Annotated in this window: 15 protein-coding genes; 14 read left to right on the top strand and 1 reads right to left on the bottom strand. The window is 64.7% G+C overall.

Translation table 11 applies throughout. From position 1 onward, the window contains the following. The first annotated feature begins 82 nt into the window (after positions 1-82). A complete protein-coding gene (ppc, locus tag AC1P6P_RS19400) occupies positions 83-2,773 on the top strand; it encodes a phosphoenolpyruvate carboxylase (protein ID WP_481404093.1) in 2,691 nt (896 codons plus the stop codon). Positions 2,774-2,836: 63 nt separating this feature from the next. Here the strand turns inward: ppc and AC1P6P_RS19395 are convergent, their stop codons facing one another. Further along, positions 2,837-3,268, bottom strand: a complete 432-nt coding sequence (locus AC1P6P_RS19395; protein WP_481404092.1) for a helix-turn-helix domain-containing protein — start codon at positions 3,266-3,268, stop codon at positions 2,837-2,839. A gap of 446 nt (positions 3,269-3,714) precedes the next feature. On the opposite strand from AC1P6P_RS19395, the gene AC1P6P_RS19390 reads away from it, so the two are divergent. The 13 genes from AC1P6P_RS19390 (at position 3,715) to AC1P6P_RS19330 (ending at position 22,415) form a co-directional block, all read left to right on the top strand. Next, on the top strand, positions 3,715-4,446 hold the full coding sequence (locus tag AC1P6P_RS19390; RefSeq protein ID WP_481404091.1) for an exopolysaccharide biosynthesis polyprenyl glycosylphosphotransferase: 732 nt from the start codon (positions 3,715-3,717) through the stop codon (positions 4,444-4,446). Then, the gene (locus AC1P6P_RS19385; RefSeq protein ID WP_481404090.1) at positions 4,446-5,252 is read left to right on the top strand and encodes a WecB/TagA/CpsF family glycosyltransferase; all 807 of its coding nucleotides are present in this window, start codon (positions 4,446-4,448) and stop codon (positions 5,250-5,252) included. Before AC1P6P_RS19390 ends, AC1P6P_RS19385 begins: the two co-directional genes overlap by 1 nt. 7 nt (positions 5,253-5,259) lie before the next feature. Then, on the top strand, positions 5,260-6,540 hold the full coding sequence (locus tag AC1P6P_RS19380) for a hypothetical protein (RefSeq protein WP_481404089.1): 1,281 nt from the start codon (positions 5,260-5,262) through the stop codon (positions 6,538-6,540). After that, the gene (locus AC1P6P_RS19375; RefSeq protein ID WP_481404088.1) at positions 6,533-7,444 is read left to right on the top strand and encodes a glycosyltransferase family 2 protein; all 912 of its coding nucleotides are present in this window, start codon (positions 6,533-6,535) and stop codon (positions 7,442-7,444) included. The genes AC1P6P_RS19380 and AC1P6P_RS19375 overlap by 8 nt, the downstream gene beginning before the upstream one ends. Beyond that, a complete protein-coding gene (locus AC1P6P_RS19370; protein ID WP_481404087.1) occupies positions 7,434-8,690 on the top strand; it encodes an O-antigen ligase family protein in 1,257 nt (418 codons plus the stop codon). Before AC1P6P_RS19375 ends, AC1P6P_RS19370 begins: the two co-directional genes overlap by 11 nt. Continuing rightward, positions 8,687-9,613, top strand: a complete 927-nt coding sequence (locus tag AC1P6P_RS19365) for a glycosyltransferase family 2 protein (RefSeq protein ID WP_481404086.1) — start codon at positions 8,687-8,689, stop codon at positions 9,611-9,613. Before AC1P6P_RS19370 ends, AC1P6P_RS19365 begins: the two co-directional genes overlap by 4 nt. A gap of 48 nt (positions 9,614-9,661) precedes the next feature. Beyond that, a complete protein-coding gene (locus AC1P6P_RS19360; RefSeq protein WP_481404085.1) occupies positions 9,662-10,825 on the top strand; it encodes an ATP-grasp domain-containing protein in 1,164 nt (387 codons plus the stop codon). A gap of 50 nt (positions 10,826-10,875) precedes the next feature. Then, the gene (locus AC1P6P_RS19355; protein ID WP_481404084.1) at positions 10,876-12,957 is read left to right on the top strand and encodes a GumC family protein; all 2,082 of its coding nucleotides are present in this window, start codon (positions 10,876-10,878) and stop codon (positions 12,955-12,957) included. A 322-nt stretch (positions 12,958-13,279) separates the two neighbouring features. Continuing rightward, positions 13,280-13,753 carry an invasion associated locus B family protein gene (locus AC1P6P_RS19350; RefSeq protein ID WP_481404083.1) on the top strand — a complete coding sequence of 158 codons (474 nt, stop codon included), beginning with the start codon at positions 13,280-13,282 and terminating at the stop codon, positions 13,751-13,753. Further along, positions 13,750-14,334, top strand: coding sequence for an invasion associated locus B family protein (locus tag AC1P6P_RS19345; protein ID WP_481404082.1), 585 nt, complete (start codon positions 13,750-13,752; stop codon positions 14,332-14,334). The genes AC1P6P_RS19350 and AC1P6P_RS19345 overlap by 4 nt, the downstream gene beginning before the upstream one ends. A gap of 152 nt (positions 14,335-14,486) precedes the next feature. Then, entirely contained in the window at positions 14,487-15,977 is a 1,491-nt protein-coding gene (locus AC1P6P_RS19340; protein ID WP_481404081.1) for an MdtA/MuxA family multidrug efflux RND transporter periplasmic adaptor subunit, read from the top strand. Positions 15,978-15,993: 16 nt separating this feature from the next. Further along, the gene (locus AC1P6P_RS19335; protein ID WP_481404080.1) at positions 15,994-19,089 is read left to right on the top strand and encodes an MdtB/MuxB family multidrug efflux RND transporter permease subunit; all 3,096 of its coding nucleotides are present in this window, start codon (positions 15,994-15,996) and stop codon (positions 19,087-19,089) included. Then, the gene (locus AC1P6P_RS19330) at positions 19,086-22,415 is read left to right on the top strand and encodes an efflux RND transporter permease subunit (RefSeq protein WP_481404079.1); all 3,330 of its coding nucleotides are present in this window, start codon (positions 19,086-19,088) and stop codon (positions 22,413-22,415) included. The genes AC1P6P_RS19335 and AC1P6P_RS19330 overlap by 4 nt, the downstream gene beginning before the upstream one ends. Positions 22,416-22,447: the final 32 nt, after the last annotated feature.

The raw sequence follows: 22,447 nt of genomic DNA, 5'->3' as shown, positions 1-22,447 counted from the left end.
ACCTTCGGTTTTTTGTTGCGTTGCGGCACGCCCGGGGCTTTGTTCCATTTCCAAGTTTCACCGCCACGAGCACCAAGTCCAAATGTCACCCAGCCTGCAACTCGACAGCCACGAAACCATCCGCCGCCTCGGCCGCATCCTTGGCACCGTCATCAAGGAGCAATACGGCCAGGGTGAAGCCGAGCTGAAGCGCGGCCAGCACGATCTCGATCTGGTCGAGCAGATCCGCCAGCAATCGGTCGGCGAGTACCGCTCCGGGGCCGGCGAGGTGACGATCGAGAAGCGTCTGTCGCAGCTCGATCCGCGCGAGGTGGCGCTTTTGATCCGCGCCTTCTCGATCTTCTCCCAGCTCGCCAACATCGCCGACGACCATTGGGTGCGGGCGGAAAAAGGCCCCGGGCCTCTGCAGAAGCTCGAGCACCAGATGTGGATCAACGCCAGCAAGGTGCGCGCCTTCCTGGCCCAGGCGCTGTTGTCGCCGGTGATCACCGCCCATCCGACCGAAGTGCGGCGCAAGTCGATCCTCGACCGCGAAACCGACATCGCCCACCTGCTGAATCAGCTCGACGACGCCAATCATCACGAAGGCGAAGATTCCGAGATTGAGGCCCAGCTCAAGCGCGAAATCCGCACCTTGTGGCAGACCCGCATGTTCCGGCCGGTGCGCATCCATGTCACCGACGAGATCGAGAACGCCATCGCGGTGTTCGCGCGCACCTTCGTGCCGCAGATTCCGCTGCTCAAGCGCCGCGTCGGCGAGCTTTACGGCCTCGGCGGCGAGGTAGTGCCCTATATCAAGCCGGGCTCGTGGGTCGGCGGCGACCGCGACGGCAATCCCTTCGTCACCGCTCAGACGCTCGAATACGCGCTGCACCGCCAGTGCGAAGTGGTGCTCGACCATTATCTCAGCGAAGTGAATACGCTCGGCAGCGAGCTGTCGCTGTCGGACGAGTTCGTCTCCACCAGCACCGCCTTGAAGGCGCTGGCGGCGACCCCCGATCACGTCTCGCATCAGCAGATGGACGAGCCCTACCGGCGCGCCCTCATCACCTGTTACGCGCGGCTGGCGGCCACCCGCAAGGTCCTGGTCGGCCAGGGCCCGGCGCTGGCCCCGCGCTGGGACGCGGCGCCGTATGATTGCCCCGAGGATTTCGCTGCCGATCTCGCGGTGGTGGTCCATTCGCTGCAGGAAAACGGCGACGGCGATCTCGCTGACGGCCGCCTGTTCTCGCTGCGCGAGGCGGTGACGACGTTCGGCTTCCATCTGGCGACCATGGATTTGCGCCAGAATTCGGCGGTGCACGAGCATGTCGTGGCCGAGCTCTTGAAAAGCGCCGGCGTGGTCGAGGACTACAGCGCCCTCGCCGAAAAGGAGCGCGTCGCGCTGCTGCTCAAGGAGCTGTCGAGCCCACGGCTGCTGCGCTCGCCGTACCGCGACTATTCGGCGCTGACCCAGAGCGAACTCGGCATCGGCGACAAGGCGGCCGAAATCCTCAAGCGCTTCGGCAAGGACGCCATCTCGAACTACGTCATTTCGCACACCGAAAGCGTCTCGGATTTCTTCGAGACCGCATTGGTGATGAGGGAAACCGGCCTGTTCGAGCCCGGCGAGAGCCCGCGCGGGGCCTTGCGCATCGTGCCGCTGTTCGAAACCATTCCCGACTTGCGCGCCTCCGACGAGATCATGCGCACCTGGCTCGACATGCCGTTCGTGCGGGCGCTGCTCGACGGGCAGGGCGCCATCCAGGAAGTGATGATCGGCTATTCCGATTCCAACAAGGACGGTGGCTATCTCACCTCCAACTGGGAAATCCGCACCTCGATCGCGCGCCTGACCTATCTCGCCGCCGCGCGCGGCATCAAGATGCGCTTCTTCCATGGCCGCGGTGGTGCCGTGGGCCGCGGCGGTGGCTCCTCGTTCGACGCCATCCAGGCGCTGCCGTGCAATGCCTCGGCGCCGGGCATCCGCATCACCGAGCAGGGCGAGGTCGTTTCCTCCAAGTACGGCGATCCCGAACTCGGCCGCCGCAATCTCGAGACCATCCTGGTCGCGGCGCTGCTGTCGGAATTGAACCACGACACCGATGCCGCCGACGGCGAAGCGGCGATCATGCTGTCGACCATGAGCGAGACTTCGCTTCGGACCTACCAGTCGCTGGTCTATGGCACGCCGGGGTTCGTCGATTATTTCCGCCAATCGACGCCGCTGCCGGAAATCTCCGACCTCAAGATCGGTTCGCGGCCGGCCTCGCGCACGTCGTCGGTGCGGATCGAGGATCTTCGCGCCATTCCGTGGGTGTTCTCGTGGAGCCAGGCGCGCGTCATGCTGCCCGGCTGGTACGGTTTCGGCACTGCCGTGCGCGAAATGGGCATGGAGCATTTGCGGCCGCTCTACCGCACCTCGCCGTTCTTCCGCACCACCGTGTCGAACATGGAGATGGTGCTGGCGAAGTCGTCGCTGCCGATCGCGCGGCGCTACTCCGAGCTGGTGGAAGACAAGGCGCTGGCGCGAGCTATTTTCGCGAGCATCGAGAAGGAGTGGCACGCTACGGTGGAAGCAATTCTCGGCCTGACGGAGCAGCGCATCCTGCTCGAGCGCAGTCCGAAGCTGCTGTCGTCGATCCGGCTCAGATTGCCGTACATCGACGCGCTCAACCACTTGCAGGTTGATTTGATGCGCCGCCGCAGGGCCGGTGATGACAGTGAGGGCACGAGCCGTGCCATTCACATGTCGATCAACGGCATCTCTGCGGGGCTGAGAAACAGCGGCTGAAGCCGGCGCGCGACGGGAAACCGGCGATCATGCCGAGTCCGGTTTCCACGTCGTCGCAGCGGTTCAAGCGACCGTTTCCTCGCCGATTCCGTACAGCTCGTCGGCCTTGCCCTCAGCCAGTTGCTTGGCAAGGTTGAGGATGGCGCGGCGGTGCTTGGGTGCCTGGATCGACGCATACGCATCGAGCAGTTCGGTCGCGCCCGGCTCGTTGAGGCTGGCCAGGTGGCGCGAGAACGCTGTCGACTCGCCGGGCTTGTCGAGATCGCCGACGATATCGCTGATGCCGCAATGCAGCGCCTGGGCGATTTCGACGAGACGCGAGAAGCTCACGCGGTTCGTGCCGTGCTCGTATTTCTGAACTTGCTGAAAGGTGATGCCGACTTCGCGTGCGAGCTGCTCCTGGGAATATCCCAGTTCGCGGCGACGCAGGCGAATGCGTGATCCAAGGGCAATATCAAGCGGGTGCGGAGAGCCGTTCTCCGTGGTCTTTGTCATTAGTGTGCCTTCTGTCCATCGGTTGAAGCACCCCTACCACTTGCAAATGCCCCGTGTTTTTGGTGCGCGTCCCCACGCGCAGTCCGGAGTTGTAGAACAACCCCCACAGAAAGCATCCGTAATTGCGACCGCTGGTTAATCAGCCATTGTGGCGCAAGTATAGCGGAAAATGTTCGTTTGTTCAGCGAACGGTCCGTACTCTGCAATTCTCAAGGCCTCAGCGCAGGTTGAGTAGTCTTGGGTCTGGCAACCGTAATGATTCCCCGCGACGAATTGTTTTGGTTTTAACCATCTACTGTATCGACGCGGGACAGCGCGCTTCCTAGCGCAGCGGCGCCTACACCGCAATCGTGTACACCTACGTCGCGAAATGGGACGGAGTGGACCCGTAAAACTGGCCCCACTCATGCAACCGGGATGATCGAAGCCATCGTCCGGTCCTGTTCTTGAGCACGCACCAGCACTCCATCGTCGTTGGCAACGCCGATTCGATCGGCGAAGCGATTGCGGCACTGCCCTCGCCCGTCGATTTACTGCCGGCCGGCAGTGTCAATCTGTTCACCCCGGTCAACACCAACGACGACTGGTCGGCGAGCTTCGCCAAACGGCTGTTGGACATCGCAATTGCGGTGCCGGCGCTGCTTTTGCTGTCGCCGCTGTTCCTCGTCATCGCGTTCCTCATCACCATCGATTCCAACGGACCGGTGTTGTTCCGCCAGCAGCGCACCGGCGCCTGCGGCAAAAGCTTCGAGATCCTGAAATTCCGCACCATGCATGTGATGGAAGACGGCGCCGAGGTGAGGCAGGCCGTCGCCGGCGATTCCCGCACTACGCGCATCGGCCGCTTCCTGCGCAAGTATTCCCTCGACGAACTGCCGCAGCTGTTCAACGTCGCCAACGGCGAGATGTCGCTGGTTGGCCCGCGCCCGCACGCCAAGGCCCACGATGCCTATTACGGCGAGCACATTGCCGAGTACGGCCATCGCTTCGCAGTCAAGCCGGGCATGACCGGCTGGGCCCAGATCAAAGGCCATCGCGGACCGACGCCGACTGTCGCGGTGATGGAAGCACGCATCGATCACGACGTCTGGTACGTCAAGCACGCCAGCTTCGCGCTCGATCTCAAGATCCTCATCAAGACCCCGTTCGCCATCATCAGCCCGAGGAATGCCGTTTGATGCGTGCCGATGCTGCCCCTGTTCGCGAACGCCGCTCCGGCCCGCGCCTTTATGACCGGGTGACGGTCGGTGGCCTCGAAACCGCCTGCGTTTCCCGCCACCAGCTCGGCGGCCTGATGGTCGGCGACTGCCTGGCCGCCCGTGGCGGACGCCGCTCGCCGCGCCTGGTGTTCGCCTCCAACGGCCACGCCATCGCCATGGCCGCGCTTGACCGCCGCTTCCGCGACACCTTCAGCAAGGCCGATCTGATCCATGCCGACGGCGAGCCCGTGGTTGCCGCCTCCAAGCTGTTGTCGCGCACGCCGGTGCCGGAACGTAGCGCCACCACCGATTTCCTGTTCGATGCCGCCGCCGCCGCCGCCGCCAGCGGGCTGACCTTTTTCCTGCTCGGCGCCACCGAGACCATCAACGCACGCGCTGCCGCCAAGGTGGAAACGGCGGGCGTGACCGTGGTCGGCCGGCGCAACGGCTATTTCTCGCGCGATGAAGAAGAGGCGGTCGTCGCCGCGATCAATGCCTCGGGCGCCGACGTGTTGTGGGTCGGCCTCGGTGTGCCGTTCGAGTACGAATTCTGCCTGCGCAACAAGGCCCGTCTCAAAGTGGGATGGGTGGTGACCTGCGGCGGCTGCTTCAATTTCGCTGCCGGCGATTACCAGCGCGCTCCCGCATGGATGCAGAAAAACGGCCTGGAATGGCTGTTCCGGCTGTGGCGCGAACCGCGCCGGCTGTTCTGGCGCTATCTCATTACCAACCCCGTCGCGATCGCGATGCTTCTTCTGAGGACCGGCGCGAAACCTGCAAGCTGATGTTCTTATGTCAGCATTGGGACAACGCGCGGGTGTGGAAGGCTGGACGGCAGCGGTCTGGCGCTCGGCCTATCGCTATGGCCTGACCTCGCTTGGCCCGGTGGCGGTGTCGGGAGCTCATTTCGTCGCCTCACTGTTGTTCCTGCGGCTGCTGCCGCCGGCCGATTTCGGACATTTCTCTTTTTTAATGATCGTGGTGCCGTTCTGCCTGTCGGCGACCGGTGCGATGCTCGGTGCGCCCGCCGCCATGACCCGCGGCAAGGACCCGCTCGCCGCCGAAGCTGACCTCAAGATCCTCGTCAACATATCACTGGTGGTTTCGACGCTGGCGTTCGGCGTGGTCGCCGCGATGATGGCCGCCACCGGCGCCACGCTTCTCTCGGCGCTGGTGTTCGGGCTTTATGCTGCCGTCTTCACCGCCCGCTCATTTGCCCGCAGCTTCGCCAATGTGATGGGCGCGATCGAGCGCGTCGCGATGTCGGATATCGCCTATTCCCTGGTTTTGATTGCGGCGCTCACAGGGCTCGCCGCCACCGGCCGGTTCACCCTCGCCAACGCCGCGATTGCGCTGGTCGTCGCCAGCCTGATTGCCCTGCCGCTGTTCGGTCGGGCTTATGCCGCCCGGCTGCGCGCGGCGTTTGCGGCGCCCCGGCTTGCCGCCTACCGGCCGATGTGGCGCGACGTCACCCGCTGGTCGCTGCTCGGGGTGGTGCTGACCGAACTGGCGTCCAACTGCCACGCCTACCTTGTCACCTTCATTTCCGGCCCCGGCGCTTTCGGCCTGCTGGCGCTGGGCGCCCTGTTCATGCGCCCGGCGAGCCTGGTTCTGGGGGCGCTGCCCGACATCGACCAGCCGGTGATGGCCCGCAAGATCGCGAGCGGCGACTGGAAGGGCGCCGTTGCCGTGGTTAACGAATTTCGAACGGCGGGGGGTGCAGTCTTGGCGGGAACCGTTTTGTTGGCGCTCGTCCTCGTGGTCTGGTTTCCGCACCTTCTGCTCAAACACTACCAGGTGAACGACGTGTTGGTCGTGCTCGCCTTGTGGACCGTGATCACGGCCCTCAGAGTCGTGCGCACGCCCGAAGCGGTGCTGGTGATGGCAAATGGAGGCTATTCCAAGCTCGCCTGGATCAGCGGCGTCTCCAGCGTGGCGGCCTTGGTGCTGACTTTGATCCTGCTCGTCACCGTCGGCCCGGTGTGGTCGCTCGGCGGCGTCTTGGCGGGCGAGGTCGTGATGGTGGCGATGCTGCTGCCCCTCACCAACCGATGGAGGCGGCAGATTGGCTGAGATCGTCGTCGCCATTCCGACCTTCAAGCGCCCGGTCGCGCTGGCGAAGCTGCTCGCCGCCCTGGAAAAGCTTGATACCGAAGAATCGCTGATCGTCATCGTTGCCGACAATGATGGCGACGGCCATGGCGGCTACGATCTCTGCCGCTCGCTCGCCACCCATTACCGCTGGCCGCTCGATCCGGTGATCGCCGAGGAGCGCGGGCTGGCCCAGGTGCGCAACGTACTGGTGGAGCGCGCGCTGTCCTATCCCGACGCGTCTTATGTCGCCATGATCGACGACGACGAATGGCCGGCGCCCGGCTGGCTGCAAGAACTCGTCCGCGTCCAGCGCCAGACCGGCGCCGATATTGTGGAAGGCTCGATCCTGTTCGAAGGCGGCGAGGCGGGGCCGTTCGACGGCGTCTCCGATATGCGCCGCCCGACCGGTCCGGTTGCCATGCTGGAAGGGGCGGGCAACCTTCTCATCGCGCGGGCCTGCCTCGAAAAGTTCGCCCGGCCGTGGTTCGATCCGGCGTTTGCCTTGAGCGGTGGCGAGGACCATGAGTTTTTCACCCGCGTGAAGGCCTCCGGCGGCCGTTTCGCCTGGGCTGATGACGCGGTTGCCCACACCAAGGTGCCCGAAATCCGCCGCTCGCTGACCTGGCGCCTCAGCCGCGCTTACGGCATCGGCAATTCCGAGATGCGCGTGTTCCTCAAATACAAGCCGGCGCCCGCGGCTTGCTGGCGCGAATACGCCAAGATCGCCGCCGCGCTGGTGACGACGCCGCTGGCGGGTGTGGCGCTGATGCTGTCGCCGCCGCGCGCGGCCGATGCCTGGCGCCGCTTCTTCCGCAATGCCGGCAAGCTTGCGGCGTTGATGGGTGTGCATACCGAGCCCTATGCGGTGCGCCATGTCGACTGATGCGCCCCGCCGCTGGATCGACGAGGCTGTGTTCCTCGCCTTCCTGCTGATTGCCTTCATCGGCGTGGCGCCGTTCAAGGCGCCCGATCCGGTCGCGGTCAATCTCGGCGGCACGATTTCCACCGGGGCCGGCGATGCGCTGCGGCAGCTGGCCTATCTCGCGGCATTCGCGGCCATCGTGGTGGTAGCGCTCTGCCGTCGCGGGGCCAAAGTGCTTTCGGCCTTTCCCCTTATTTTGTTAGGGTTACTGACATGGTGTGTGTTGAGTGCGCTGTGGTCGCCGGAGCCGACCGTCACCATCCGCCGCGCCGGTCTCGCCATCGTCCTGGTGACGTCGGCGATGCTGAGTGTCGAAACTCTCGGCGCCGAAGAGGCGATGCGGCTGTGGCGCTGGGTGCTGCTGGCGGTGCTGGTCATCAACATCGTTTCGGTCAAATTTGTCGCCAACGCCGTCCATCTGCCCGGTGAGGCCGATCCGGCGCTGGTTGGCAATTGGCGCGGTCTTTACGTGCACAAGAACATCGCCGGCGCGGTCGGGGCCGTGACCGTGCTGGTGTTCCTGTTCACGCCGCGCACCAAGCTCTGGCCCAAGCTTTCCGATTTCGCCGTTGCGGCACTGGCGCTGTTCTTCACGGTGATGACCCACTCCAAATCCTCGCTCGGGCTGCTGGTAGTGGCGATCGCGGCGGGCGCGGTCTACCGCATTGCCTGGCGGCGCGAGATCGACCGCACCATCGCGTTGGTGGCGACCGGGCTCGTTGTGATCGCCGGCATTGTGTTTTTCTTCGCCGATCAAGCGCTGGTGGCGCGGCTGCTGGCCGACCCGCAGCAATTCACCGGCCGCACCCAGATCTGGAACGCCGAAATCGCCTACATCCGCGACCATCCCTTGTTCGGCGCCGGCTTCGGCACCTTTGCCGATACCGGTGGGGTGTCGCCGCTCGCCCGCTATGTCGGCGGCTGGGTGTCGAGCGATGCCGCCAACGGCCACAACGGTTTCCTGCAGCTTTTGGTGACGATCGGCGGCATCGGCTTCGTGCTGGCGCTGCTGGCGCTGATCGTCCAGCCGATGACCGCGTTCTGGCGCCGCGACGCGACGCCTGAGAAATCGGTGCTGTTCGCGGTGTTCGTGTTCCTGGTGCTGCACAATCTGATGGAGACCGATTACCTCGAAGGCTTCGGCGTCGCCTGGATCGCCTACCTGCTGATATTGGCGATGCTCGGCACCATGCGGAGCCGTGCATGAACCCGTTCTTCTCCGTCGTGATCCCCGTCTACAACCGCGCCCATCTTATCGGCGATGCAATTCAGTCGGTGCTCGACCAGACCGAGCAGGATTTCGAGATCGTGGTGGTCGACGACGGCTCCAGCGACGATCCCGAAGCGGTGGTGAAAGCGTTCGCCGATCCCCGGATCGTGTTCCTTCGCCAAGCCAACGGCGGCGGCGGCAAGGCGCGCAATACCGGCATTGATGCCTGCAGGGGCGTCTTCATCGCCTTCCTCGATTCCGACGACCAGTTCCTGCCGCATCATCTCGCCGCGATGCACGCGCTTTTGGAAGGCACCCGCAACACCGGCGCTTATGCCCGCTTCATCGTCGATCGCGGCGAAGGACGGACGATCTTCAAACCGCATCGCGCCGTGCGGCCCGACGAGGACATGGCGACGTATCTGCTCTGTGACCGCGGCTTCATCGCCACCTCGGTGATCGTGGTGCCGACGGGGCTGGCGCGGTCGATCCGCTTCGACGAGAACCTGCCGGCGGCGGAAGATACCGATTTTCTCATCCGCGCCGCGCTCGCCGGCACCCGTTTCGTGATGGCGGAGACGCCGTCGCTTTATTGGCGCGATTTCTATGATCCGGGCCGGCTTTCCATCGGCCGGCGCTGCGAGTCGATGAAGGCTTGGATCGAATCCTTGCGCAATCGCATTCCCGAAAAGGCCTATTACGGCTGTCTCGGCTGGGCCTATGCGAAATATGTCGCGACCGACCGGCCAGGGGCGGCGTTCCGTCTGTGGCTCAATGCGATCGTACGTGGCTGTTACCGCCCCAGCGTTGCGGCAATTGTGTTTCTGCAGATTTTCCTTGGCGACAAAGGGTACCGGCGCGTTGCCGATACCGCGATCGGCTGGCTGGGGCCGTTGTGGAATCGCGCTGTGAAGCGTTAACTCCCGCGTTCACTCCCCATTGACCGCCCCGCCGTTATGCTCGCCGCCATGAAGCAGAAAGTTCTCCTGGTCACGACGGTCGCCTATTCGTCCGCGGCGCGGATGGCAGGAGCCTTCGCGAGCCTTGGCGCTGAGGTGGAAGCGGTGTTCCCGCGTGGCCATGCCCTTGGCGTCAGCCGCTATGTCGACCGCGGCTATCGCTACCGTGCGCTCGCCGCCGAAGCCTCGCTTGCCAGGGCGCTTCACGCGTCAGAACCGGATTTTCTCGTCTGCTGCGACGACCGCGCCATCGCGCTGCTGACCGAGCTGACCGAATTCGCGTCGCTGTTCGAACGCGCCCTGGGGCCACGCGAGTCCTATCGCCGGTTGCTCGCCCGCGCGCCTTCCATCGCGGCGGCCCGAGAAGAGGGTTTGGCGGCACCGTTGACGCTGGCCGTCGATAGCCGGGCGGCGCTACCTGAGGCGCTGCACGAGGTTGGGCTTCCTTGCGTAATGAAGACGGATTCGTCGTGGGGCGGCGCCGGGGTGAAATTCGTCTGTTCCACCGCCGAAGCCGAACGCGCGTTCATCAAGCTACAAGGCCCGCCGTCGCGGCTACGCAGTCTCGTGCGCGCGGTGAAGCGCCACGATCTGCATTTTCTCGACGCCGCCTTCCGTCCGCTCAAGGCGACGGTGAATGTCCAGGCCCTGGTGGCGGGAAAGCCCGCGACCAGCGTGTTTGCGGCCAAGGACGGCAAAGTGTTCGCAGCCCAGCACATGGATGTTGTGGCGTGGCAGGGCGACACCGGTCCGGCCAAGGTGATGGCGCGGGTTGACGATCCGCGGATGGATGAAGCCGCCGCCAAGATCGCCGCCCGCTTCCGCCTCAGCGGCCTGCATGGGCTCGATTTCGTGCGCGACGGCGATGGCGTGCCGCATCTCATAGAAGTCAATCCGCGCGCCACCCAGATTTGCCACCTGCCGCTCGATGGCGACTTGGCCGCTGCTCTGCTGGAGGTGCCGGCGCGCCCGGCAGTAACCGATTTGAAACGGATTGCGCTCTTCCCCCAGCTTCTCACATCCGAAACCCCGCCGCAGGTCTATCGCGACATCCCGTGGGACGATCCCAAGGTGTTGAGGGACTTAAGCGGCGAGGCGCTGCCGGAAGCGGCCGACCTCGAAGCGATCGCGCAATTCGATCGTCCGGTGGGGCGGGCGCTCAGGACCCGTTAACCGTTCCTCATCCGATTGCGGGTAAACCGAAGGGGCAGGCTGGCGGAAAAATGGCCACGAACGAACCGCGTCCCGAAGTTCCCGCGCCGCCCGAATCGACCTTCGGGCCGGCCGACTTGCTGCGCGTGATCGGCGAGCGCCACGCGCTCATTCGTACCGTGACGCTTTTGACCGTGGCGATCACCGCGGCGCTGATGTTCAGCCTGCCGACGCTGTATTCGACCAGCGCCAAGCTGATGCTGGACCAGCGCAAGAATGCGGTCGCCGATACCTCCAGCGTGTTGTCGGCACTGCCCACCGATCCCTCCAGCGTGCAGAACCAGATCCAGGTATTGTCGTCGCGCGATCTGGCACTGAAGGTGATCGAACGCCTCCATCTCGACGCCGACCCCGAGTTCAATCCCAGTCTCGGCGGCGGCATCGATCTCAACCCGCTGCATTACCTGCACCGCTCGACAGGCGCAGGCGACCCGCGCGACGGCGTGGTGGATGCCTTCCTCAAGCATCTCGATGTCGCCCAGCTCGGCCTGTCGACGTCGATCGAAGTCAGCTTCACCGCCAAAGACCCGCAGAAGGCGGCGCGCATCGTCAACGCGCTGGCCAAGAGCTACACCGACGATCAGATCGCCACCAAAGTGCAGGCGTCGCGTCAGGCCGCGACCTGGCTTGGCGAGCGTATGCGCCAGCTGTCGCAGCAGATGCAGCAGCAGGAAGCCGCGGTCCAGCTCTACAAGGCCGAAAACGATCTCGTCGAATCCGCCGACGGCCGCTCGCTGGTCGATGAGCAGTTGATCGCCATCAACGCCCAGTTGATCGCCGCCCAGTCCGACCTCGCCGAGAAGAAAGCGGCTTACGATCGGGTGGCGGCCTTGGCGCGGACCGGCAATGCCGCCGACATCACGCCGGTGGTGACCTCCAAAATGATCGGCGATTTGCGCACTCAGGAAGCCGAACTGGTGCGCCAGGAATCCGACCTCGCCACCCGTTACGGGCCGAACCATCCCAAGATGGTGGCGATCCGCAACGAAAAACGCGACCTCGCCGCCAAGATCGCGCGCGAAGTCCAGGGCATCGCCGGTTCGCTTGAAAGCGATCTTGAAGTCGCGCGCGCCCATGTCGGATCGATCCAGGCGAGCCTTGCCCGCGTAGAGCATGAGGCGCGGCAGGACAACATGGCGCGGGTCAAGCTGAAGGCGCTGGAGGGCAATCTTGCCTCCACCCGCGCGACATATGAATCCTTCGTCACCCGGCTTCGCGCCGTGCAGGACCAGGACGACATCCAGATTCCGGAAGCGCGGGTCATTTCCGCCGCCCCGGTGCCGACGGCGCCGTCGTCGCCGCACCGCACCCTGTTCATCGGCGCGTCCATTCCCGGCGGCCTCCTGCTCGGCATTCTGATCGCTTTGCTGCTCGAACGCTTCGCCGGCCCGGCACCGCAACCCGTCCGCATCGGCGAACGGCCGATGGCGCCGCCCGGCGCAGTTCCGGCGTTTGCGTACAGCCGCCCGCCGCCGCTCGATCTGCCGCCGGTGCTGGCGGAGCTTGCCACCTCGCCCGATTTGCGCCTCGCCGACTGGGTGCTCGACAACCCCCGGTCGCCGTACGGTCGCGGCCTGTTCGCCATCGTTTCCGCGCTGATGAGCCAGCGCAGCGGTTCGGCGCTGATCGTTGCGCTGACCTCGGTGACCGCCGATCCGGCCCAGTCGGCGACGGCTTTGGCGCTGGGGCGGGTGGCGACCGTAAACGGCTTGCGCACCCTGGTGATCGATGGCGAGCGCGGCCGTCTGGCGCCGGCGTCGCCCAATACCGGCTTGGCGGCGATGGTGAACGGCACCCCGTTTGCGACCGCCGTGCTCAAGGACCGGCGCACCAATCTTTATTGCCTGTCGGGGTTTGCGGCGGCCTGGCCGCAGGCCGACGGCGTCCTGGCGGGCTTGCGGTCGGGGCTCGATCTGGTCCTGATCAATGCGCCCGCGGCGGCCGATCCGGCGCTCTGGCCGCACCTGGCGCGTCACTGCGATGCGGTGCTGCTGGGCGTGCCGGCAAATGCCGCACAACCGGTTCTGGAGGCGGCGCTGCGCTCGCTGGTCGCAATGCGCGCCCCCCTGCGCGGCCTGGTGGTTACGCGATAAGTCTCTGACGCATCAGCGTTCTTTGATGGCTTGTGGGGTCAAACGCGGATTCATCAATAACCAACCTTGCGAAGATTTTCGTTGAGATTGCGGCAAGATATGGGATAGGCGAGGCCCTCGGAATTGGCCAGCCAATCCCGTCATTCGATCCACCGTAACAAAGCGAACCCAAATGAGCGAAATATCTCCTCCGCCAACGCGCACGAGTTTCGTTGACGGGTTACCACCCGGTGCCAAGAAGGCGGCGCTCTGGGGTGGAGTTGCCCTAGTTGGTATCCTTCTGGGTTGGGTTGGCCGCGGCGTTATCGCCGGACCGGCCGACGTGTTTACCGTCCAGGCCTATCAGGACTGGCGCGTGATCTGCCCGGCCCGCAAGGAAAAGGACCAGCACTGCCGTATGGAAAGCGTGGTGACCGATCAGCAGACCGGTCAGACCATCGCGACCCTGTCGTTCGTCACCGAGATCGACAAGGACAAGAAAGAGAGCAAGGTCCTGATCGCCAGCGTTCCGCTCGGCGTCGGCCTGCAGCCCGGTCTTGGCCTCAAGATCGGCGGCGACACCAAGACCTATGCCTATCGCGCCTGTTTGCAGGCCGGTTGCGCCGCGGTCATTCCGGTAACCGACGGCCTTGAGCAGTCGGTCGCCGATGCCAGCGATACCTCCCTTATCGTCGCCGGCGACAACGACCAGGCGGTCCCGCTGCCGTTCTCTACCAAGGGCTTTGCCGATGCGCGCAGGGCTTACAAGAATTTCGAAGCGAAGCGTTCTGCTCTTTGGTGGAGACTGTGGATATGAAATCTCTCGGTATTTCCCTGGCCTTTGCCGCTGCGTTGCTGGCCACTCCGGCCCTGGCGCAGGATGAGCAGCAGGCGCCCCCGCAGCAGCAGCGTCCGGTCCAGCCGACCGACCAGAAGGGTATCGGCGATTGGACCGTGCAGTGCTATCCGGTCCATTCCGCCACGCCCTGCGAAATGCTCGAAATGCAGGTCTCGACCAAGACCCGCCAGCGCATTCTCGCCGTGCTGCTCGCTTACGCGCCGAACGAGAACGTGACGCTGATGCGCGTCTCGGTGCCGCTCGGATCGCTGATCCAGAACGGCGTTGTGGTCTCGACCGATACGTATAAGTCGGGCGCGCTGAAGTTCCTGCGCTGCGATCAGGCGGGCTGCTACGCTCAGATCACCCTGACGCCGGACCAGGTCAATGCCCTCGGCAAGGCGACCACCAGCAAGGTCGAGATCGTGATGATCGACGGCAAGCATTACGGCCTTTCGTTCTCGACCAAGGGCTTTGCCGAGGCTTACAGCGCCATGGCAGGTCTGGCCCGGGCGAAGGCGCCCAAGGGCAATGAACCGGCCCCGGCTCCGGCCCAGTAAGCCAGTTCTACTTTCGTTCAGTTGATGGGGCGCGCGGATTTATCTTGCGCGCCCTTTCTATTGGCGACAAATCGGACAAACCTCGGCAAATGCGCTTTGCTATTCCGACCGGGTTCCGAAACTCGCGCGTTAGACCCGATGAGGGTAAGCCCATGAACGACCAGCCGAGCCGATTTAACAACCTTGAGACACCCCGCCGCCGCTTCGGAACCGAGGCGCGCGAAACCTATGGTCGCTGGCGCGAAAATCATCCCAACGCCAACAAGGCGGTGTGGCTGGTGCTGGCGCTGGTGCTGGTCGGCCTGTTCGTGTGGTGGCTGTTGCCCGGCCGGCTCAAAGGCGACATGCCGCGGGGCATGGGTGGTCCGCAGCCGGTCGGCGTCGAACGCGCGGTCAAGGGTCCGATCGACGTCACCATCAATGCGCTCGGCACGGTGACGCCGCTTGCGACCGTTAGCGTCCGGCCGCAGGTGTCGGGAACGGTCGTCCGCTTCGCCTTCCACGAAGGCCAGATGGTTCAGGCCGGCGACGTGCTGGTCGAAATCGATCCGCGCACGTTCCAGGCCGCGCTCGATCAGGCCAAGGGACAGCTCGCCCGTGATCAGGCGCTCCTCTCATTCAATCGGGTCGAACTCAAGCGCCAGCAGGCGCTGATGGCGGCAAAGGCGACCTCGCAGCAAAATCTCGACAACCAGATCGCGACGGTGAAGCAGTACGAAGGTACGGTCACCTCGGATCAGGCCAATGTCAAAGCCGCCGACGTCAATTTCGGCTACACCAAGGTGACCTCGCCGGTGGCGGGGCGCGCCGGCATCCGTCAGGTCGATGTCGGCAATTTTGTCAGCGCCGGCCAGACCACCCCGATCGTGGTGGTGACCCAGCTGCAGCCGATCTCGGTGTTGTTCACCGTTCCGGAAGACAATATCGGCGCCATCATGGAGCGCTTCAATGCCGGCGAGGCGATGCAGGTCGACGCCTATGACCGCGCCCAGACGGTCAAGCTGGCGACCGGGCGTCTGGTGGCGGTCGACAGCCAGGTCGACACCACAACGGGCACCGTCAAGCTGCGCGCCATGTTCGACAACGAAGAAGGCAAGCTGTTCCCCAACCAGTTCGTCAATGTGCGCCTCTTGGTCAACACGCTGCAGGACCAGGTGGTGATCCCGGCGGCGGCGGTGCAGCGCGGTGCCAGCGGCACCTTCGTCTTCGTCGTCAAGTCGGACAATACCGTGTCGATGCGCACGGTGACGCTCGGCGTCCAGCAGGGCGACCGCATTGCCGTCAGCCAGGGCCTCAATCCCGGCGAGACGGTGGTGACCGACGGTGCCGACCGCTTGCGCGATGGCGGCGAGGTAACGGTTGCGAACGGCACCAAGGTCGTCGACGTCAAGGCACCAGCAGGAGCCGGCGGCGTGAGCGACGAGGAACGCGCCAAGCGCCGGGCCCAGCTGATGGTGGTGTGCGGCGCCGACCTCAAGAAGTATTGCGACGGCCAAACCGGCCGCGACGCCTTCATGTGCATGCGCGAGCATCGCGACGATTTCAGCCCCGCCTGTCAGGCCGAGATGAAGAAGATGCGTCGTTCCGGCGGTGGTGGCGGTGGTGGTGGCGGCCGTCCGGCCGGAGGCCCGCCTCCCGGCTGATGCGAGGGCAAACTCCATGAATCCCTCCGCCCCATTTATCAAACGCCCGGTAGCAACCTCGCTGCTGATGCTGGCGATCATGCTGGTCGGCGTGCTCGGCTATCGCTTCCTGCCGCTGTCGGCGCTGCCCCAGGTCGATTACCCGACTATCCAGGTGGTGACGTTCCTGCCCGGCGCCAGCCCCGACGTGATGACCACGTCGGTCACGGCCCCGCTGGAACGCCAGTTCGGCCAGATGCCGGGCCTCAAGCAGATGTCGTCGGTGTCGTCCGGCGGCGCCTCGGTGATCACGCTGCAGTTCGACCTCAGCCTGTCGCTCGACATCGCCGAACAGGAAGTGCAGGCGGCGATCAACGCCGGCGGCAATATGCTGCCGCAGTCGCTGCCGGCGCCGCCGATCTACAACAAGGTCAATCCCGCCGACGCGCCGATCCTGACGCTGGCGATCCATTCCAAGTCGATGACGCTGCCGCAGCTCGAGAATCTCGCTGAGACGCGTGTCGTGCAGAAGATTCAGCAGCTGTCCGGCGTCGGCCTGGTGTCGATCGGCGGCGGCCAGCGGCCCGCCGTCAGGGTGCGTGCCAACATCCAGGCGCTGGCGCATTACGGCCTTAACATCGACGATCTGCGTACGACGATCTCGAACGCCAACACCAACGCGCCCAAGGGCAGCTTCGACGGGCCGACGCGGTCCTATACCATCAACGCCAACGACCAGATTCAGGACCCCAACGACTACAAGAAGATCGTCGTCGCCTTCAAGAACGGGGCGCCGGTGTATCTGTCCGACGTCGCCAGCGTCGATGACAGTGCCGAGAATTTGAAGCTGGCGAGCTGGATGAACCGGACCCCGGCGATCATCGTCAATATCCAGCGCCAGCCGGGCGCCAACGTCATTGCGGTGGCGGATTCGGTCAAGAACATCTTGAAGGACATCGAGGCGGGGCTGCCCGGCTCGGTCCAGGTCGATGTGGTGTCCGACCGCACCAACACCATCCGCGCCTCGGTCGCCGACGTGCAGTTCGAACTGGCGCTCGCGGTCATCCTGGTGGTCTTGGTGATATTCCTCTTCCTGCGCAACCTGTCGGCGACCTTCATCCCCTCGCTCAGCGTGCCGCTGTCGATCGTCGGCACCTTTGCGGCGATGTATCTGCTCGGTTATTCGCTCAACAATCTGTCGCTGATGGCGCTGACGATCGCCGCCGGTTTCGTGGTCGACGACGCCATCGTGATGATCGAGAACATCTCACGCTATCTCGAGCACGGCCTGACGCCGTACGAGGCGGCGATGAAGGGTGCCGGCGAAATCGGCTTCACCATCGTGTCGCTGACGGTGTCGCTGATCGCGGTGCTCATTCCGCTCCTTTTCATGCAGGAAGTGGTCGGCCGGCTGTTCCGCGAATTCGCGGTGACGCTCGCCATCACCATCCTGATCTCGGCGGTGGTGTCGCTGACGCTGGTGCCGATGCTGTGCGCCAAGCTGCTCCGCCACCGCTCCGATGCCAAGCCGCAAGGCGCCGTCGCCGCCAAATCCGAGGAACTCTACAACCGCCTCGTTGCCGCCTACGACCGCGGCCTTCGCTGGGTGCTCGATCATCAGCGCCTGACGCTGCAGGTCACGGTCGGCACGCTGCTCTTCACCGTCTTCCTCTATGCGGTGATTTCCAAGGGCTTCTTCCCGGTCCAGGACACCGGTCTTGTTCAGGGCATCACCGAGGCCGGACCGACGGTGTCGTTCGCCGAGATGCAGAACCGCCAGGAAGCGCTGGCGGCGGCCATCCTGAAAGACCCGGACGTGGCCGGCCTGTCCAGCTACATCGGCGTCGACGGGTCCAATACGACGCTCAATTCCGGGCGCATGCTGATCACGCTGAAGGACAAGGGCGAGCGTTCGTCGAGCTTTGACGCCATCCTCGGCCGCCTCAACGACACCTCGCGCGCGGTCGCCGGCATCTCGCTGTTCGTCCAGCCGGTGCAGGATCTGACCATCGATTCCACCGTGTCGCGCGCCCAATACCAATACGTGCTCGAAGACGCCTCCACCTCGGTCCTGAACCAATGGGTGCCGAAGCTTGTGGAGAGCATGCAGAAGCAGCCCGAACTCGCCAATGTTTCCACGAACTTCACCGACAAGGGGCTGGCGGCGTATGTGATGGTCGATCGCGATACCGCGGCCCGCTTCGGCATCACCGCGGCGACCATCGACAATGCGCTCTACGATGCTTTCGGCCAGCGCATCATCTCCACGATTTTCACCCAATCCAATCAGTACCGCGTCATCCTGGAGTCGGGCGGGCCGGAGCAGAAGTCGATCATGGCGATGAACGACATCTATCTGCCGTCATCGGCTGGCGGTCAGGTGCCGCTGTCTTCCCTGGCGCGGGTCAGCGAGGGCCTGTCGCCGCTCGAGAACGACCATCTCGGCCAGTTCCCCGCCGCCACCGTGTCGTTCGACGCCGCGCCCGGCTATTCGCTCGGCAGCGCCGTGGAAGCGGTCAAGCGGGCGCAGACGCAAGCCAGGCTCCCCGCCAGCATCAACACCGCCTTCCAGGGTTCGGCGCTGGCCTTCCAGTCGACGCTCGGCAATGAACTCCTGCTGATCCTCGCCGCCATCGTCACGGTCTACATCGTGCTCGGGGTGCTGTACGAGAGCTTCATCCACCCGGTGACGATCCTGTCGACGCTGCCGTCGGCGGGTATCGGCGCGCTGCTGGCGCTGATCATCACCGGCAACGACCTCAACGTGGTGTCGATCATCGGCATCATTCTTCTCATCGGTATCGTCAAGAAGAACGCCATCATGATGATCGACTTCGCGCTCGAGGCCGAACGCCACGAAGGCAAGTCGCCGCGCGATGCCATCTATCAGGCCGCGCTTCTGCGTTTCCGCCCAATCATGATGACGACGGTGGCGGCCGCGTTCGGCGCCCTGCCGCTGATGATCGGGTCGGGCACCGGGTCGGAGCTGCGCCATCCGCTCGGCCTTTCCATCGTCGGCGGTCTGATCGTCAGCCAGATGCTGACCCTGTTCACGACGCCGGTGATCTACATCTATTTCGACACGCTGGTGCAGCGTTTCCGCCGTAAAGCGCCGGAGCCGCACGTCGCATGAACATCTCGAAGGTCTTCATCGAGCGCCCGGTGGCAACCACGTTGTTGACCATCGGGCTCGCGCTGGCGGGCCTGGTGTCCTATTTCCTGCTGCCGGTGGCGCCGCTGCCTTCGGTCGACATGCCGGTGATCTTCGTCTCGGCGTCGATGCCGGGCGCCAGTCCCGAGGTGATGGCCTCCACCGTGGCGACGCCCTTGGAACGCCATCTCGGCACCATCGCCGGCGTCAACGAGATGACCTCGTCGAGTTCGGTCGGCACCTCGCGCATCACCCTGCAATTCGACATTAACCGCGACATCGATGGCGCCGCGCGCGACGTGCAGGCGGCGATCGTGGCGGCCCGCGCCGATCTTCCCACCGCGCTCAGGTCCAATCCGACCTATCGCAAGATCAATCCCGCCGATCAGCCGGTGATGATCCTGGCGCTGACCTCCGACACGCTGACGCCGGGCCAGATCTACGATTCCGCTTCCACCATCCTGTCGCAGAAGCTCTCCCAGGTCGGCGGCATCGGGCAGGTGCAGGTGTCGGGCTCGTCGCTGCCGGCGGTACGCGTCGATCTCAATCCGCGCGCCCTGTTCAAATACGGCGTCGGCCTCGAAACCGTGCGCGCGGCGCTGTCGGCAGCCAATGCCAATGCGCCCAAGGGCGCGTTGGAAGATGGCGCGCGGCGGTTCCAGATCTATGTCAACGATCAGGCCCGCACGGCGCGCGATTTCCAGGGTCTGATCGTCGCCTATCGCAACGGCGCCGCGGTGCGCCTGTCCGATGTCGCCGACGTCAGCGATGGCGTCGAAGACGTGCGCAACCTCGGCATGGCCAACGGCAAGCCGGCCGTGCTGGTGATCCTGACCCGCCAGCCCGGTGCCAACATCATCGATACCGTCAAGAACGTGAAGGCGGTGCTGCCGCAACTGCAGGACGCGCTGCCGCCCGCGGTCAGGGTCGACATCGTCAACGACCGCACCCAGTCGATTCAGGCCTCGGTCACCGATGTGCAGATCACCATGGGCATCGCGGTGCTGTTGGTGATGGTGGTAGTCTACCTGTTCCTGCGCAATGGGCGGGCGACGATCATTCCCTCGGTGGCGGTGCCGTTGTCGATCCTCGGCACTTTCGGGGTGATGTATGTCTGCCATTTCACCCTCGACGTGCTGTCGCTGATGGCCCTGACGGTGGCGACCGGGTTTGTCGTCGACGACGCCATCGTGGTGCTCGAAAATGTCACCCGCCACATCGAGGCGGGGACGCCGCGGCTCAAGGCGGCGATGATCGGCACCGGCGAGGTCGGCTTCACCGTCGTGGCGATGAGCCTGTCGCTGATCGCCGTGTTCCTGCCGATCCTGCTGATGGGCGGGCCGATCGGGCGCATGTTCCAGGAATTCGCGGTGGTGCTGGCGGCCTCGGTCGGCATTTCGCTGGTGATCTCGCTGACCACCACCGCGATGCTGTGCGGCCATCTTGATTTCAAGCACGGCGAAGGCGGCGACAGCTGGCTGCTGCGCCGATCCGAGCACGCCTTCGACTGGATGAAACGGGTTTACGACCGCTCGCTGGCCTGGGCGCTGGCCAATCCCGGCACCATCATCGTGATCTTCTTCCTCACCTTCGGGCTCAACATTTTCCTGTGGTTCCAGGTGCCGACCGGCTTCATGCCGAACGAGGACACCGGTCAGGTCCAGGGCTCCATTCGCGCCGATCAGGCGATCAGCTTCCAGCTGATGCAGCAGAAATTCACCCAGTTCGTGAAGATCATCGCCGAAGACCCGGGGGTCGACAGTGTCGCCGGCTTCACCGGTGGCGGTGGTGGCGGGCCGCGCGGCGGCTCGGTCAACTCGGCCAATGTCTTCATCCAGCTGAAGCCGCTGCCGCAGCGCCACGGCATGAAGACCAACGATGTCGTCGACCGCCTCAACACCAAGCTGAAAGGCATCGCCGGCGCCCGTATCTTCCTGCGCGCCGCCGGCAATTTCCGCGCCGGCGCCCGCCAGAGCGATTCCACCTACCAGTATTCGATGCTGGGCGAGACCCTCGGCGATCTCGATACCTGGGTGCCGCGCATCACCGACGCGCTGATGAACGTGCCCGAGATTGCCGACGTCAATTCCGATCGCCAGGATGCCGGCCTCGAGGTGCAGCTGCAGATCGACCGCGCCACCGCCGCCCGGCTCGGCATCAACACCACCCAGATCACGTCCACGCTCTACGACGCCTTCGGCCAGCGCCAAGTGTCGACGATCTACGAAGACCTCAACCAGTATCACGTCGTGATGGGGGTGGCGCCGGCGTTCTGGCAGAGTCCGGAAACGCTGAAGGACATTTACGTCTCGACCTCGGGCGGGGCGATTTCCGGCACCGCATCGTCGGGCGTGGCGGCGGGAACGGTGGTGTCGTCCACCGCCCAGCTGACGGCGGCCGATGTCGCCAATGACGCCAAGCGCAATCAGCAGATGAACGCGCTGGTGACCTCGGTCGGCGGCAGCGCGTCCACCGCCGCGTCGGTGTCGACCCGCCAGGAAACGATGGTGCCGCTGTCGACCTTCACCTCGTTCGGTCCTGGCCTGATGCCGCTGTCGATCAACCACCAGGGGCCGTTCGTCGCCACCACCTTCTCGTTCGATCTCGCCCGCGGCAAGACACTGGGCGAGGCGGTCGATGCCATCCACCGCGTCATGGCGCAATTGAATGTGCCGATTTCGATTCACGGCGAATTTGCCGGCAATGCGCGCCTGTTCCAGTCCCAGAACTCTGGCCAGCTGTGGCAGATCCTGGCGGCGATCGTCGCGGTCTATATCGTGCTCGGCATTCTCTACGAGAGCCTGATCCATCCGATAACGATCATTTCGACGCTGCCCTCGGCCGGCGTCGGCGCGCTGGTGGCGCTGCTGGTGGCGCGCAAGTTCAACGACACCATCGATTTCAACACCATCACCTTCAGCGGCAGCATTCTGCTCATCGGCATCGTCAAGAAGAACGCCATCATGATGGTGGATTTTGCGCTCGATGCCGAACGACGCCGGGGGCTGTCCTCGCACGAGGCGATCTACGAGGCCTGCCGGCTGCGTTTTCGCCCGATCATGATGACGACGTTTGCCGCCATCCTCGGCGCCCTGCCGCTGGCGTTCGGGTTCGGAACCGGCTCGGAAATGCGCCAGCCGCTCGGCATTTCGATCGTCGGCGGCCTGTTGGTCAGCCAGGTGCTGACGCTCTACACGACGCCGGTGATCTATCTCTACATGGACCGCTTCCGCCTGTGGGCGAGCCGGCACTGGAATCGCTTCTACGCGCGCCTCCTCGGCGATCCGATGCCCGAAGCGGGGGAATAGGCCGGCTTGTCATCGCGTTGCGACTGCGCTCA

It is taken from the genome of Rhizomicrobium sp. (assembly GCF_056722145.1).
Note: the sequence above shows the minus strand (reverse complement) of the source record. Positions and strands in the feature narration are given on the sequence as shown.